The organism is Pseudoalteromonas sp. MTN2-4 (assembly GCF_042848605.1).
GTDB lineage: Bacteria > Pseudomonadota > Gammaproteobacteria > Enterobacterales > Alteromonadaceae > Pseudoalteromonas.
The window spans coordinates 57,324-71,925 of record NZ_BTGK01000013.1 but is presented as its reverse complement, the minus strand read 5'-3'; the positions used below and the strand labels follow the sequence as shown (position 1 = coordinate 71,925).

At 37.8% G+C, this 14,602-nt stretch carries 12 protein-coding genes; 7 read left to right on the top strand and 5 right to left on the bottom strand.

Features of this window, described 5'->3' with window-relative positions:
- Positions 1-50: 50 nt before the first annotated feature.
- Both ACGHEH_RS20545 and ACGHEH_RS20540 read right to left on the bottom strand, forming a co-directional pair.
- On the bottom strand, positions 51-743 hold the full coding sequence (locus tag ACGHEH_RS20545) for an SDR family oxidoreductase (protein WP_390449301.1): 693 nt from the start codon (positions 741-743) through the stop codon (positions 51-53).
- A 237-nt stretch (positions 744-980) separates the two neighbouring features.
- On the bottom strand, positions 981-2,549 hold the full coding sequence (locus ACGHEH_RS20540) for a DUF3612 domain-containing protein (protein WP_390449298.1): 1,569 nt from the start codon (positions 2,547-2,549) through the stop codon (positions 981-983).
- Between the two features lie 105 nt (positions 2,550-2,654).
- Between ACGHEH_RS20540 and ACGHEH_RS20535 the strand changes: the two genes are divergently transcribed.
- Positions 2,655-3,191, top strand: a complete 537-nt coding sequence (locus tag ACGHEH_RS20535; protein ID WP_349287950.1) for a malate synthase — start codon at positions 2,655-2,657, stop codon at positions 3,189-3,191.
- A 136-nt stretch (positions 3,192-3,327) separates the two neighbouring features.
- Here the strand turns inward: ACGHEH_RS20535 and ACGHEH_RS20530 are convergent, their stop codons facing one another.
- The 3 genes from ACGHEH_RS20530 to ACGHEH_RS20520 form a co-directional block, all read right to left on the bottom strand.
- Positions 3,328-3,684, bottom strand: a complete 357-nt coding sequence (locus ACGHEH_RS20530; RefSeq protein WP_390449296.1) for a hypothetical protein — start codon at positions 3,682-3,684, stop codon at positions 3,328-3,330.
- 608 nt (positions 3,685-4,292) lie between these two features.
- Positions 4,293-4,829: a GrpB family protein gene (locus tag ACGHEH_RS20525; RefSeq protein ID WP_390449294.1), complete on the bottom strand. Its 537-nt coding sequence runs from the start codon at positions 4,827-4,829 to the stop codon at positions 4,293-4,295.
- A 27-nt stretch (positions 4,830-4,856) separates the two neighbouring features.
- On the bottom strand, positions 4,857-6,131 hold the full coding sequence (locus ACGHEH_RS20520; RefSeq protein WP_390449291.1) for a diguanylate cyclase: 1,275 nt from the start codon (positions 6,129-6,131) through the stop codon (positions 4,857-4,859).
- A 616-nt stretch (positions 6,132-6,747) separates the two neighbouring features.
- On the opposite strand from ACGHEH_RS20520, the gene ACGHEH_RS20515 reads away from it, so the two are divergent.
- From ACGHEH_RS20515 to ACGHEH_RS20490, 6 genes are all read left to right on the top strand, one after another.
- On the top strand, positions 6,748-7,344 hold the full coding sequence (locus ACGHEH_RS20515; RefSeq protein ID WP_349287904.1) for a hypothetical protein: 597 nt from the start codon (positions 6,748-6,750) through the stop codon (positions 7,342-7,344).
- A gap of 76 nt (positions 7,345-7,420) precedes the next feature.
- Entirely contained in the window at positions 7,421-7,879 is a 459-nt protein-coding gene (locus ACGHEH_RS20510; RefSeq protein ID WP_390449288.1) for a hypothetical protein, read from the top strand.
- Between the two features lie 165 nt (positions 7,880-8,044).
- Positions 8,045-8,749, top strand: coding sequence for a hypothetical protein (locus tag ACGHEH_RS20505; RefSeq protein ID WP_390449286.1), 705 nt, complete (start codon positions 8,045-8,047; stop codon positions 8,747-8,749).
- A gap of 9 nt (positions 8,750-8,758) precedes the next feature.
- The gene (locus ACGHEH_RS20500) at positions 8,759-9,502 is read left to right on the top strand and encodes a zinc-dependent metalloprotease family protein (protein ID WP_349287907.1); all 744 of its coding nucleotides are present in this window, start codon (positions 8,759-8,761) and stop codon (positions 9,500-9,502) included.
- Between the two features lie 268 nt (positions 9,503-9,770).
- Positions 9,771-13,844 (top strand): TOMM system kinase/cyclase fusion protein, encoded by a 4,074-nt coding sequence (locus ACGHEH_RS20495; RefSeq protein WP_390449283.1) that lies wholly within the window; start codon positions 9,771-9,773, stop codon positions 13,842-13,844.
- Positions 13,845-13,846: 2 nt separating this feature from the next.
- Positions 13,847-14,596 carry a phytanoyl-CoA dioxygenase family protein gene (locus ACGHEH_RS20490; RefSeq protein ID WP_390449280.1) on the top strand — a complete coding sequence of 250 codons (750 nt, stop codon included), beginning with the start codon at positions 13,847-13,849 and terminating at the stop codon, positions 14,594-14,596.
- Positions 14,597-14,602 lie beyond the last annotated feature (6 nt).

Sequence of the window (14,602 nt, the reverse complement as noted above, 5' to 3'; positions counted from 1 at the left end):
TTAGTTAAGAAACATTGCGCGGCTTCTAACCGCGCAACTACAGGCTTTTCCTACCAAGGTATTTGATCACCTTTATAGCTATAAAAGCCACCACTTTGCTCGTCAGTTAAAGACTCAATAACTTGCTTTAACCCCAGCGCTGATTCTTCCGCACTTATCAGTGCATTTGGTCCGCCCATTTCTGTTTGAACCCAGCCAGGATGTAGCGCTACAGTTTTAACGCCTTGTGGTAACAAATCGTTTGATAGGCTTTTGACTACTGAGTTTAAAGCCGCTTTCGAACTGCGGTAAATGTATCCGCCGCCTTTGGTATTTTCAGTATGGCTACCAACTCGTGACGATAAAGCTGCGATTACTTTAAGATCACTATTTAAGACTTGAGATACAAACGCTTCTGCCAGTTTAGTTGGCGCAATCACATTGGCTTCAAATACGTCACGCCAAGCACCTACATCGCAATTGCCAAAACCATAACCTTTTGGCCCATAGAGCCCGGCATTATTCAAAAGCACATCAATGTTTGAGTCTGCTAATTTCATGCTCAAAGTTGCCATTTGCTGATAATCTGTAATATCTAGTTCATAGACCTGAAGCTTTTTAAATTCGCTCTTTAACTGATTAAGCGAAGTGGCAGTACTGCTGTTTCGACACGTTGCGATTACTTGCCAATCATCAACTAAAAAGACCTTGGTCAATGCTAGCCCTATGCCACGGTTTGCACCGGTAATAAATACTGTTTTCAATCGAGTTCACCCAATATACCCAAACTTCCTCAATATGCATGATTCAGAGCGCTGCCTTCTGTTCTAGTTCAAGGAAAAGGACGCAGCGAAATGACGCGTCCTTTCCAAGTTCTTTGACAATGAAATAGGACTGAAAGCACGCTCCTTTTGGCGAGTTTGATTGGCTTTCATACTGCGTTATCAATTTTCGATTTAGAACCACTAGACCTTCAAATCGATGCCTTGTCTGACAGCCAATCAATTCTCGCTGAACCTCGTATCTTGAGGTGGTTTGGGTATATATTCAATACTTTGTGTTATTTTGCCATTTTTACATTTGCCATAACACCCCGGCTTTCTTGGGCAGCTGTTACCTCGAATACAAATGACTCTAAGTTCAGACGCTAGCCCCCGCTCTATCCAGTTAATATTTAGAATACGTGCCACACTAAGCAATTGCTGACGGATATTATGCGGCACAACCGTTGAGCCGCCATGTTTAATACAAAGTGCTTGTAGGTTCTCAACGACAGCTTGCGCATCAGTGCCTTGCGCATCAATGGCAGGATTCAAATCAATACCCATACACAGAACATGTTTTGCACCAGCTAAATCCTCAACTAATACAGATTCGCAACAATACAAACGCGTCTTACCATCAACGCTCAAAATTGAAAGCTGGGCACTGCTTTCTCGCGACATTTCTCCAAACTTTCTAAATACCGCCCAGTGCTGACAGGGATCTTCAACCTGACGCATATTACCCCAAGGCAGAGGAATACCATTGCCTCGATAAACCGCTTTCAACTTACCCGGTTTATACGCATCAAAGTAATGCCAATGTGGGTAGGGTGACACCACAGTCATGCGTCGCATCGCCACAGACACCGAAATATCGAGTTGTTTATGTACTGAGATATCGTATCCATAGCTGTCGAGTAATTGCCTAAACGGCGCTTTAGGACACAGTAATGCGCCAGCAAAAAAACTGGCTTCAAAGTCTTGCCAAGCTTGTAGAATATCTTGCGCATTGGGTGTGGTGTGTAATTCGGTTTCTTTTTGCTCAGCCCCACCTATCGATAAAATGCACTTAACCCCGTCTTGATTGTGTAGCACTGCATGTCCAATATGCACCGCTAAATCATATTTTAATCGGCTTTCTTTCGTTTTTAATTTCTCATTTAAAAACACAATATTAGGCGCTCTTAAAAAAGAACTGACTAATCGTGACTTATTAACTTGTTTTACTTCGTTATGGTTTTCTTTTTCATTAAACCATTTAATTTCTAACCCTTTTTCTTGAGCGATACGCATTAAATCGTTGGAGGTTAGATATAAGTTTTTATTGCCTACTTCTTCTGCTGCACGCTCTAAATCAGGAAAATGATTTTGATGATGCTCTTGGTGCGCACGAATTAATAAATGTGCGAATTGACGGCCGCTTATTCCCGTTTGAGACAGCATTTCTGGAATCGCAATTTGTAAAATATCATTACTAAACAGAAAGTTGGGCTCAAGAGCCATACCTGTGATCCCGCCACTTCTGCCTTTATCTGGGGTAATGGTATCTTTTTCAGGCTCACTGTCTAAAAACCACTCAACGGGCTTTTGAAATACTTGGGCGAGATTTTCAAGCATTTCTTGACTCGGCGTGCGCTTGCCGCGCTCTATCATAGAAAGGTAAGAAACAGAGGGCGCAGAATAGGCATCTACTCTCACACATCGACTAGATAAATCTTCTAATGTCAGATGGTTACGCTTCCTTAAATTACGTATTTTGGTCCCTAAAAAGTGAGATTTCCGCATTAATGTTGATGTTTTTTTCACTGCCGTCCCCTGCTTATATTTTATTCACATAGTAAAAATAGCAGATTTTGTAAAATTTACACTGTGAAATTCTTTTTGTGAAATTATAAAAAATATTCACATACACTGAATTCAACAACCAACAAAAACGATTTAACGAATGAGGTTACGATTATGACAGCACTAACTCGCAGTGAAATGACAGATCAAACATGCCAGAAAATGACACTTGCAAAACAATATCTTGATGAGCATTGCCCACTTGATCAGGGTTCACACACGCAAGTGACACATTACTTGGTTTACTACAATCACCTAATGGCGTTTTTCGCAGACGGCAGTCACTGTGGTTTAGAGCAGCCAAAACAATTTGTTGCCCTTTGCGGACACCGTGATGATCCAACAGCTATTTTGCTTAAGAAAAAAGATGGCTTACATATTGAACTGACTTTCAACCGCCGTGGTGATGCAGGTAAAATTGATATGGCGCACATTGATGATATTCAAATGGAAACACAGCTCAGTGCTGTAGATAGTAATAATGACGCAACCCAACTAAAACGCCTTTGGATTAGCTTTTTAACAGGCATCGAGTATTCAATTGTTCGTGAAGGTCAATCTAAAGCCTATACTGCAAAAGATGGCAGCGAGTATGTGCTGTAAAATCAAGTCACAAACAGCATGAAAAACCAGTGAGCACTGTGAAAAAACAGCGGTCGGTGCTCAAATTGTCAAAAACCAATGTTCATATGTTTGAGACTACACCAAATTTTAAAAAACTGTCGTAGATAAAGCCTTTTTACCTGTGTAGAACTTCACTGCTGAAACCATACTTTATCTTTAACCCTTCAAGCGCTGCTAAAAATGCCTCTTGCTCAAATAATCTTTCAATTATGTTAAATTGACTCTCTAAAGAAGTTGGACTTAGTAAAGCTCTGTAATATTGTTCATGAGGTACTTTTGAAAAATAAACTAAATCTCGCCAGTGTGGGTGCAAAATAAAATAATAATTTAATATCGCTCGACTGATCACAGCCAGATCAAGGCGTTGCTTTATCAACATTTCTAGCAACTGTAATTCTGAGCTCGTTGGGGTCAGTTTGGCATTCCCCGCTTTTAAAACAGGTGCAACTCTAAAGTAATGATACCCTCTCACCCCTCCAATATTTTTTCATAAAGAGATTTTTTACCTGCATAATCAAAAAGCTTTTTAACATGAGAAATAAATTCATCCTGATCATGTAATAAAGGCCTGGTCCAGAGAAACTTGGTTTTTTGCTTGTCTTTAAACCATACAGGGTGAACACCTAAGATCATGCCATCTAAGGTATTGTTGGCGATTTCTCTATTGAGTCTTTTAAGAGGTACAAACTGGGTGACAAACTGGTATTTGCTTTGAAAACGATTAAAAAGCTCAACCAGCTCAAAATAAAGCCCTGTTTCTAATTCTAACTGTTAAATATATGGCGGTTTTAAATGATAGATATACACGTAAACTTTTTCAGCAGTATGTATTCTTTTTCCCTCTTCTTTTGTATTCAGTGACAAAGGCATTAATACCAAAAGAAGTAGAATAACTAAAAAGTTCGGCACGATAATTCTATATTTTATTTATCATTTAATTAGTTATAGACGATTTTTGAGTTTCTACAACTGCTAATTAATTATCAACGCTGCAAGAAAACCCACTAAAAATTAGGACCGTAGCGGTTGCGCCACCACAAAAGTTCCTGCGAAAAGTTGAATACACTCTAATAAAACTGATTAAAGTAAGGGTTCTTTTATTGTGTCTTTGTACCAGTTTTTTGCATGCTGTAATTGAGCTTTAATAAAGTCATCTTTTAACGTCATATAAACTTGTATATCGTTATTACAAGCCCGAGCTGCGTCCGTTTTAATCTCAGCATACTGTAAAGCAGCTAGCTTATGCGCTTTTAAATAATCTCTAAAAATACGATGTTCAAACGCATGATCATGGCCTTGTTCAAAAATATGCACATGGTGGGTTCTTTGCAGGCCACCCTTTTGAAAGTAACGTCTTCCAACAATGCCATTCTCCCCCTTGCCAACAAACCCAAGCGCCGTGAATTGCGCAGTGAGATTATCTAAAAAGTCTAAATTTTTCACTTCAACAATTATGTCGATTATGGGTTTAGCACATAAGCCAGGTACTGATGTACTCCCTATGTGTTCAATCAAAATCACTTGACCTTCAAGCAAAGATTTTAGTTGTTGTTTAACCTCTAAAAACATTTCAGGCCAAAGTGGGTTATATTCTACGACCTCAATAATTCTTGCCATTAACTTTAACCTTATTGCTTAAACGTATTAATTAAGAGATATGACACAGTTTCTACCACTATCTTTCGCTTGATAAAGTGCTCTATCGACTCGAGAAAACACATCATCGAAGCTAGTATCCTCGCGATTGAACTCAGTAAGTCCAATACTGACCGTGAGCTGGATTTTTTTAGCGCCGCATAGTAAGGATGACGCAACTTTATTTCTCAAACGTTCAGCAACATAGCCGCCTGCATTGATGTCCGTATAGGGTAACAATATTGCGAACTCTTCCCCGCCAATACGGGCGAAGGTATATTCTTTTCGCAACAGGTCTTGTACAGTTGAAGTAAGATTTTGTAGTACTTCATCGCCTATAGGGTGGCCAAACTGGTCATTAATATTTTTAAAAAAGTCGACATCCAAAGTTAACAAGCTAAAGCACGTATTTTGCCGTTTAAAAATACTAAATGCTTTCTCTGCCTCTTTTAAAAAATAGCGACGGTTGTAAATACCGGTTAAATCATCAGTGTTAGCTAAACGCTTAAACTCTTCTTTTAGCTTGAAAATCTCAGTTACATCAGTTGAGAAACCAATAAGAGAGCGCTTTCCTGCCATGGTCACTGGTACTTTAACGCTTAAATAATGCTGAATTTCTCCATTATCAACCATAACTTCCTCAACACGTTGCACTTGCTGCTCTGTCATGGCTTTAGAATCACTCGCATGAAAGTGCTCCGCGGTGTCTTTAGGCAAAATATCTTGCTCTTTTTGACCAATTATTTGGTCTGAATCTAGACCGAATAAGTTCGCGACTTTGGAGTTCACATATAAATAACGTCGTTCCTCGTCTTTCATGTAAACATATGCTTCTACATTATCTAGAATAACGCTCAATAGTTGTTTTTGTTCTTCAACTTGCTCTCTAAGACGCTTTTCTTCGGTGATATCATGTGCGACACCTACCAAGCCGATGATATTTTTTTGTTTGTCGAATAGTGGGGTTTTAATAATCCGGTAAACTCTTTGTTCTGAAGTATGACGAACAAAGTTTGTTTCTTCAGAGGCAATTTGCTGCTTACCAGACAATACTTTCCTATCATTTTCAATTATTTGCTGAGACATTGAAAGGTCAAAAAACACGCTATCGTCTTTACCAACTATGTCATCTTTTGAACATCCAAATAATGCCTCAACTTTATCATTTGCATATATGTATTTCCCTTGCATGTCTTTTACGAAAATATAAGCGCCTAAGTTGTCACATATATTAGACATTAAAGACATAGGCTCACTTGTGACGATATTTTGTATATTTTCCAAAAAATTATCCCTTATAGATTTAATATTTTTTGAACATTCTTTCGGTAGTGCTTCTAAAGAACAATGCAAACTTAGCACAACTAAAGCAAATAGAAACTGATTTGCGAGTAATCACTTCACTTTTAGGCTTGATTAATCAATTCTAGATATAAATTGTATACAGTATTTTATTTTTGTTTATTAATATGCACTTTCGGCTTTTAATTATCTTCACTCTATTATCTTCTTTTTTCACTCAAGCACTGGATATAAAAGTACACACGCTGCCAGTTCAAAGTGAGCTCAGAGCAAGTGCAATTAGCGGAAAGCTTATTTGGGTCGCCGGTAACAAAATTACTATTTATAAGAGTTTGGACAAAGGTAGGACCTGGATTAATAGTGGATTCAAATCTAATAAAAATTTGATTTCAGAGACATAGAAATCATTAATGACCAAACCGCCATTGTGATGACAGCAGGATATGGTGAAGATTCAGCGTTATTCATCACCAACAATCAAGGGAAGAGCTGGAGGTTACTCTATCAAAACCCTGACTAGAAAGGCTTCTTTAATAGCATCGCCTTAGTTAACAGCAAGCTTGGTTTTCTGATGGGCGACCCTGTTAACGAACACTTTATGCTAAAACACACAAAAGATGGTGGTGAAACATGCCATGCCATTAATATGACACATTTTCCAGAGATTGAAAAAGATGAAATCGCATTTGCCGCTAGTGGTAATACGCTCATTTCTGATCGCCAAAATGAAATCTATTTTGCAACAGGTGGCAACCAAGCTGCGATATATCAGTACAATTATAAAACTAAAACAAGCCATAAAACTCAACTTCCCCTTTATAGCAAAGAGAAGACATCTGGTGCTTATAGTGTCGCGTTCAATAGTAAAAGTGATCTATTTGCACTAGGAGGCGACTATAAACAAAGACAAGGTCTATATGAAAACATTGTTTTAATAAATAAGAATGGTCGACCAGTAAATCAAGCGGTTAACTTTGGAGGTCTCATTACAGCGATGCAATGCGCTCACAACTTTTGTATTGCTGTTGGTAAATCAAATAGCTATATGTCGAAAGATAATGGTTATCAATGGCAACCCTTTAAAAGCACTAGCTTTGAGGGGTTTTATACTTTAGCCCAAAGTGAAGGCACTTTTATTGCCGCAGGTACACAAGGTAAAGTAGCTGTCATAAATCAAGATAACTCATGGTTTTGAACACTGAAATCTTGGGTTTTTGAGCACAAAAGCTTATCTTTAAATTAGGTCTGTATGTTTATTTAGAGGAACTAAAATGCGTACTATCGAAAAAGAACTGTATCAACTTAGTGCTGATGACATATGTGTTTACGCTGTTGTTAAAGGCTCATGGAGCTATGACGAAGCGATCCTGTTCAGCAAAGACTTTTTAGACATTATTAAGACATTTGAAGGAAAGCCTTTCACACATCTGGTCTACTTTGATGGATTCACTTTTTCAGTGCCAGAAATTGAAGAAATCATTCAAAAATTGGTAGATAAATTAGTATCTCAAGGTTTAAGATTTACCGCTCAAGTTATCCCATTTGAGTACTACAACATCACTCAGTTTCAACTTGCAAAAATGACGCAAACTAAAGGCTTATTTGTCAAAAAATCTTTCAACTGTTTAATCGATGCACAAGATTGGTTAGAGTCTCAATCTTTCAATATGCCTCATCAAGATAACCACTTTGAATGCGAAATATTTAAAAGTTTAAAAACAGGGCGATAACAAAAGGTTAAGAAATGTAAACAACATAAAAACTTGTTTATTAATAATTTAAGTCAAACCAAGTCTCTAAAATCACACCAAAATAAAACAATAAATTTACAATTGTATTGATAAAGGTGCAAAAAAAAGTATAAATTGTTCCTCTTTTGAACAGGAGGCGGCAATATGAAACGTATCTTATTTATCTCACTCTGCGCTGTGATCATAATCGCAACATTTTTCTTTACTAAGCATAGTGAAGATGAGCAAAATATTGTCATCGCACAAATCAGCAAACCTGATGTAGTCAACGTAAGTCCCCCTTCTGTACCTGCTAAGAAAGAAACGCACATTGACGATACTAAGCCATTAACGAAAACTGATGTCAGATCAGAGTTTTATGCAATTAATAAACTATCAGAAAAAGCTAAATCAGTGCTTTCTGAAGCGGGTGTGTTGCCATCAGATCTAAATAACGAGGCTTACGTTGAATTTGACCTTCCCTCTCTTCGAGCATTAGAAGCAGGCGACAATTTTGAGCTGATGATCCCCCAGTCGGCAGAAACTTTTATCGCAGAAGTCACATTTATTGATGTCGCAGGAAATGGCGATAAGAGTATTTTTGGTAACGTAACTGGTGCAGATGGTCGCTTTCATACCACGGTTTTAACCGTAGGCAAAGATGCGGTTTATGGTCAACTTACCGCACCAAGTGGAAATTATGTATTTGAAACTAAAGACCAATATGGATGGATAGCTGCAAAACGGGACTTGTATAGAAAACACGTTGAGTTCGAGCATTCTGAGTCTGAACATCACTCAGATGCACAACACACGGAGCATGAAAAAATTGACATTTTTGCTCCTAAATTTAACAAAACTGACAAGTAAGGAAAACAGATGAAAACATCACTTAAAACACTGGTCGCTGCATCTGCAATTGCGTTTTCTGGTTTCGCTTCGGCTGTTACCATTGATATCGGTATTTTATATACAGACCAAGCAGCTGCTAAAACAGCAAACATCAATACTAAAATCAACCAACTGATTGCCTTTTCAAACCAGGTATATCAACAAAATGGTGTAGATATTCAACTTCGTTTAGCTGGTAGCCAAAACCTTGGAAATTATGCCATCACACCTGAATCTGGATGGTTAAATGCCGTAACAAATAGCACATATGTTGCAGATCTTCGCAACACTTGGCGTGCCGATATGGTTGCTGTGCTAGGTACTGGTGAGAGTGCTGGTAATGGTTTAATTTCATGTGGTTTAGCTTGGGTTGGCCAAGGCTCTAACGGTAACTTATATAGCTCAATGAGCGATCGCATGTTCAGCATTACTGCCATTGATTGTGGTGCAACGACATTTGTACATGAACTAGGGCACAATCAAGGCCTTGCTCACTCGCGTAAGCAAGGTGATACATCTGGCGGTGTTTACGTTGATGGTATGGGCCACGGTGTACAAAATAGCTTCGCAAGTATCATGGCTTACCCACACGTGTTTGGTTCAGCAACTCAGTACGATTATTTTGCAAACCCAAATTGGTCTGTAAATGGCGTACCTTATGGTGTTGTAGGTCAGGCATATGGCTGGAAAACAGTCAACGATACTAAGTACAGTATTGCTAACTTTAAGTAATATGATGTAAAAATAAAGAGAGGTGTATTGAGCACCTTTCTTTTAAATTAAGCATGTTAAAACTGTATAAATGCCCTTCATCTTTTATTTCTATTCTAAGAATAAAATCTTTTTTCTAAAGTACCCAAAAAGTTTGTCAATGACTTGGCAATGTCATATTTGCTTGATATGCTGAAAAAGAATGTATAAGCGCTTGTTTTAAGTACATTAATCAGCTTTTAGCAACAATCAGCTCTTCGCTAGAAATAAAAATAAATTGAGTTTTCACATGTCTTTATCGCAATTTTCAGATCAACTCATACATGAGCAATTTTCGTCAGCCCAATACCAACTTTTACATAAAATTGGTGAAGGTGGATTTGGTAAAGTTTTTAAAGCAATACAAGTCAATACTGGTCAGCATGTTGCCATTAAGTTTTTAGCAATAGAACCACATAGTGAAGAGCAACAAAAACAGCGCTATGTAGAGCGGTTTAAAAGAGAAACAGCATTAAGTAGTCAACTACAACACCCAAATATTGTCAGGTTACTCGACAAGGGTCAGATTAACGATAATTTGTTATATGGGGTATTTGAGTATGTTGAAGGGCAATCCCTTAGAGAGCATTTTATTCAAGAAGGTGCACTAAACGCCGTTGATGCCAAAGAAGTCATGCTTCAGGTCCTTGACGCCTTAGTTCACGCTCATCAAAGCGGTATAGTTCATAGGGATATTAAACCTGCCAATATCATGCTCACCAAAACGGGGGCAAAGGCACACGCTAAAATTCTCGATTTTGGTATTGGCACGCTCACTCAAGATAGCCGCCAAGCCGACTTTAATACACTAACTCTAACCCAAGAAACACTAGGCACACCATCTTATAGTGCACCTGAACAATTGCGCGGTAAACCTGCAACAGAAAAAACCGACCTTTACGTTTGGGGTTTAGTTTTCTTAGAGTGTTTAACTGGCCTACCTGCAATAACCGGGTCAAGCATTGCTGCTGTTTACCATAAGCAATTAAGTGATATGCAAGTATCAATACCAAGTAGCTTACTGGGTCACCCCATAGCAGATTTATTGCGACGTGTATTAATTAAAAACGCCACCGATAGAGTAATTACTGGTGACGCGCTTTATCAGGAAGTAGCCCAAGTTAACATGTCTAACCTGGTTGGCGTGTTAGCAGATCTGCGAGTACAACAGCAAGCAGATGATGACACGATGATCATGCGTGATGATGGTCCTGCTGGTGCGTCAATGCAAAATTTTACAGCCCATATTGAGCGTAAACAGATCACAGTTTTAGCAATGCGACTTAGCAGCAAAGTGCTAACAGACAAAGAGCTTGATTTAGATATTGTCGATACTCTATTTAGATCTCAACGTAATCACTGTATAGATATTGCGACGCGCTATGGTGCCACTCATGTTGGTAACTTAGCAGATTCAGTGTTGTTTTATTTTGGTTACCCAATAGCATCTGATAACGACACACGCCTTTGTGCTCGCACAATTTTAGATGCTATCAGTGACATCGCTAAGCGTAACGCACTTAATCAAGAAGCACATGGTGTGCAGGTTAATGTGCATGCAGGTATTCATGCGGGAGTGTTCACAACCTATGCTACCGCTATGCCTGAAGGCCATATTGCAAATACTGCGATGGCGCTAGCAAGAGAAGCCGGTGAAAGACAAATTTTATGTAGTGAAGAGTCAAGGGCCATTCTTGAACCCTATTCAGAGTTTGAATATTCTGGTGAAAAATTACTAAGCAGTAACCTTAGTAAAGAACGTATATTCAGCTTAAAAGGTGAACGCCGAGTAGAAGCCTTTGGCTTTATGCGTGGCACAAGAAATAGCCATGAACTCGTTGGAAGAAGCAATGAACTACAACAGTCTTTATCAATCTTTAATCGCGAAACCACAGAAAGCCGCTTTACCCATATTCATGGTGAAGCCGGTATTGGCAAATCTCGTCTATTACAAGAAATCAGAAGTAATGCGTCTAAGTACCAACACCTTGTTGCACAGTGTTTACCTGAGCATCAAAATAATGCGCTTTACCCTATTCTGAATCTGGTCCGTTATTTGTATAACACAAGTAATTTGACCACAGCACAAGCAATAGAAACCTTTACAGCCATTATAACAGAGCATGACAACACGTTAGATTGTGAACAAGCATTACCTATCTTACTAATCTGGCTAAATATTGAATTAAATGATGAATTAACAGCTTCAACATTGGCACCTGATGCGCAAAAAGGTTATTTGTTTAAAGCTCTTACTGCATTATTAATGAGTCAGAGCTTCACAATCAACGCTAACAAACTATACATCGTCGAAGATATTCACTGGGCAGACATAACAACCATTGAATTTATTCAGCACTTCGCGAAGCAACTCCATAATGGCGACGTACTTATAAGTACTTCACGTCAAAAAGTACCTACCCAATTACAAGATCTCACTTTGCTAGAAGTTGGTTTGAAGAAATTAACTCAGCAAGCAACTGAAGACTTCATCGTAAAACTGTTTGATGATCAAGCCGTATCACAAAACGTCCTTGATGTGCTTGTAAACCGAACTGATGGTATACCCCTGTTTATCGAAGAACTCATCGGTATGTTAAAGCAAAGAGAATTAGTCAGTGTCATCGATGGCGAGATTAATTTCATAAGCCCCGAAAAGTTAGATCAAGTGCCTACCAGCCTGCGTGAGTCACTTCAGCAAAAACTCGACAGCCTAGTTCATGCAAAAGAAACCGCTCAACTGGCTGCCACCATTGGTCGTGAGTTTGAATATGAACTGCTAGTTGCCGCTTCATCATTAAGTGAAAACCAAATTCAAAATGACTTAAATGAACTGGTAGCAAAAGACTTAATTGTTCATCAACGCAGTGTGGACCATGATAGCTATATCTTTAAGCACGCATTGGTCAGGGATGCGGCTTATGACAGTATGGTCAGTGAAGACAGAATTACAACGCACCTCAACATAGCAAAAACAATCCAAAGTGCTCCTAAAATTTCACAGCAAGAGAGAGCCTTAGCTTCTGGCAGGCACTTTGTGCTGGCTAATGTACCTATTAAAGCATTAGAGTCTTACAACTTAGTTTTAAAGTTTTACGTAAGCAACTCTTTAAACTATAAAACAGAAGAAATCTACTCAATAGTAAAAAGTATTTTAAAACAGTTTTCAGAAGACGTTACAAATAACCCAGCTTACCTTGAGTCACTAACATATATTCTCACTGCTTATATGTCTCTATACGGCTATGCTGGTTTAGAAACAATTGAAGTGGCTTCAAAGTTACAGCTTGCATTGGATAATGTAGAAGTCAGTTCAAAGCAAGAGCAACAAATTTCAAATGCTCTAGAACAAGTCAGATGGGCACAATTTTTAGCTTATCATTACGGTTCACAAAGAGAGCAAGCTAGGAATTTAGGAGAAACTATCCTTGCAGAGTGCAAAGAGGATTTACCTAAAAAATGCTGCACTTTAGTGCATCTTGCTCAAGCATACGTGTTTGATGGCGATTATATAAAATCCAAAAATGCTTATGACTTTGTAATTCAAAACTCGACTAATTTCCCAAACATTGAAGAGATTGTAACTAAATTCGGCTCAGAACCTTACTCACAAGGTCTTACAATGAGTTCTATTGTTGAATTAATGATGGGAAATATAAAGCAATCATTAGTCAGAGCCGAGCTAGGTTTAACTATTTCTCTGTATTCTAAACATGATATTTCAATTACTTTTGCTTACATATTTATTGCACTTCACTATTTCTGTATTAACGACAGAGAAAATGTCATTAAAACATATCAAAACTACATTAAGTCGCTTGAAAATGAAGTATGGGCAAAAGCATTCTTAGACATTCTTTATGATTGGGCAAACGAGACTTATGACACAGCTTTGAAAATTAGAGAGTCAATGTTACAAAGTGGGCAGTCTTTTGCTTTGGGTGTTTATGAAACATCAATCGCAGATACGTTAATAAAAAGAGGTGAAATAGAAAAAGCTCAAAACTTAATGAAAGAGTCAATTAATAGAGTAGAAAGCTTAGAAGAATACTATGCATTGCCACTTTTAAAGCGCTACTACGCTAAAGCGCTCGCATTGTCTGGCTCTGATAATAAACTCGCTAAAAACATTTTTAATCAGGCTATTAATGAAGCAAATCAACAAGGTGCAAAATTTAAAGAACTCACTTGTTTAGTTGAACTGTTAAGCTTTTATCCTACTGAAGAAAGTAATACACGCCTCGAAGAGTTATGCTTTGAACTGAAAGAAGAAAAAGAAAATTATTATTTTTTAAAAGCAAAGCAATTATTGGTGGAGTGTTAAAGTTGCAGATAGAAAGAAATCTGATTAAGAAATTCCAAGAGGACGGTTTTGTTGTTATTAAGGAAGCATTAAGTGCAAAAACACTAAATACGCTTCAAAGCGAGTGCTCAAAACTTACCGATTATTACATTGAAAAATATCAAAATATAGTAACTAAACATGGGCCACTAAGAGACGATCACAGTTTCAAACTGCTTGATTATTTTGAAGAAAACGCAAATTTTTGCCCAAGAGCAAACCGAAAAAATATTGACTTAAATATTATTAGAGAACTTTTCTATAACAAACAATTTTATAATTTAGCGCAATTATTATTAAACACAGACGAAGAGCTTACTCTTTTTCAAGAGTACTCAATAAGATCTGTTGTGCCACAATCATTCAATAAAAATATTACTGGGTGGCATCAAGATGCATCTGATAAGAATCCAGACTTAAAAATGGTCATTTTCTGGGCACCTATTTTAAATCCTGATGCAGGCGGTTTGAAGTTAATACCTGGTTCACATAAATTAGGGGCTGTTGAGCACTCTGATGCGCCCCCTTTTTACCATATAAAAAATGCTATTTTAGATAAACAGTTAAATAAAGAGGTATCGCTACATTTGGAACTTGGAGATTGTGTGATGTTCCATCATCACATGTTTCATACTGCTAGAGATAATCTTTCAAATAAAATTCGTTGGTCAATCGACTTTCGTTTTCAAACCAACACGCAATACCAAGAAAAACGTGTTGGTTTATTACTATAAAACTTA

Coding starts and splice junctions, on each gene's coding strand:
- ACGHEH_RS20500 (WP_349287907.1), top strand. CDS start 8,759: ATGAAAACATCACTTAAAACACTGGTCGCTGCATCTGCAATTGCGTTT.
- ACGHEH_RS20515 (WP_349287904.1), top strand. CDS start 6,748: ATGCTAAAACACACAAAAGATGGTGGTGAAACATGCCATGCCATTAAT.
- ACGHEH_RS20495 (WP_390449283.1), top strand. CDS start 9,771: ATGTCTTTATCGCAATTTTCAGATCAACTCATACATGAGCAATTTTCG.
- ACGHEH_RS20525 (WP_390449294.1), bottom strand. CDS start 4,829: ATGGCAAGAATTATTGAGGTCGTAGAATATAACCCACTTTGGCCTGAA.
- ACGHEH_RS20505 (WP_390449286.1), top strand. CDS start 8,045: ATGAAACGTATCTTATTTATCTCACTCTGCGCTGTGATCATAATCGCA.
- ACGHEH_RS20510 (WP_390449288.1), top strand. CDS start 7,421: ATGCGTACTATCGAAAAAGAACTGTATCAACTTAGTGCTGATGACATA.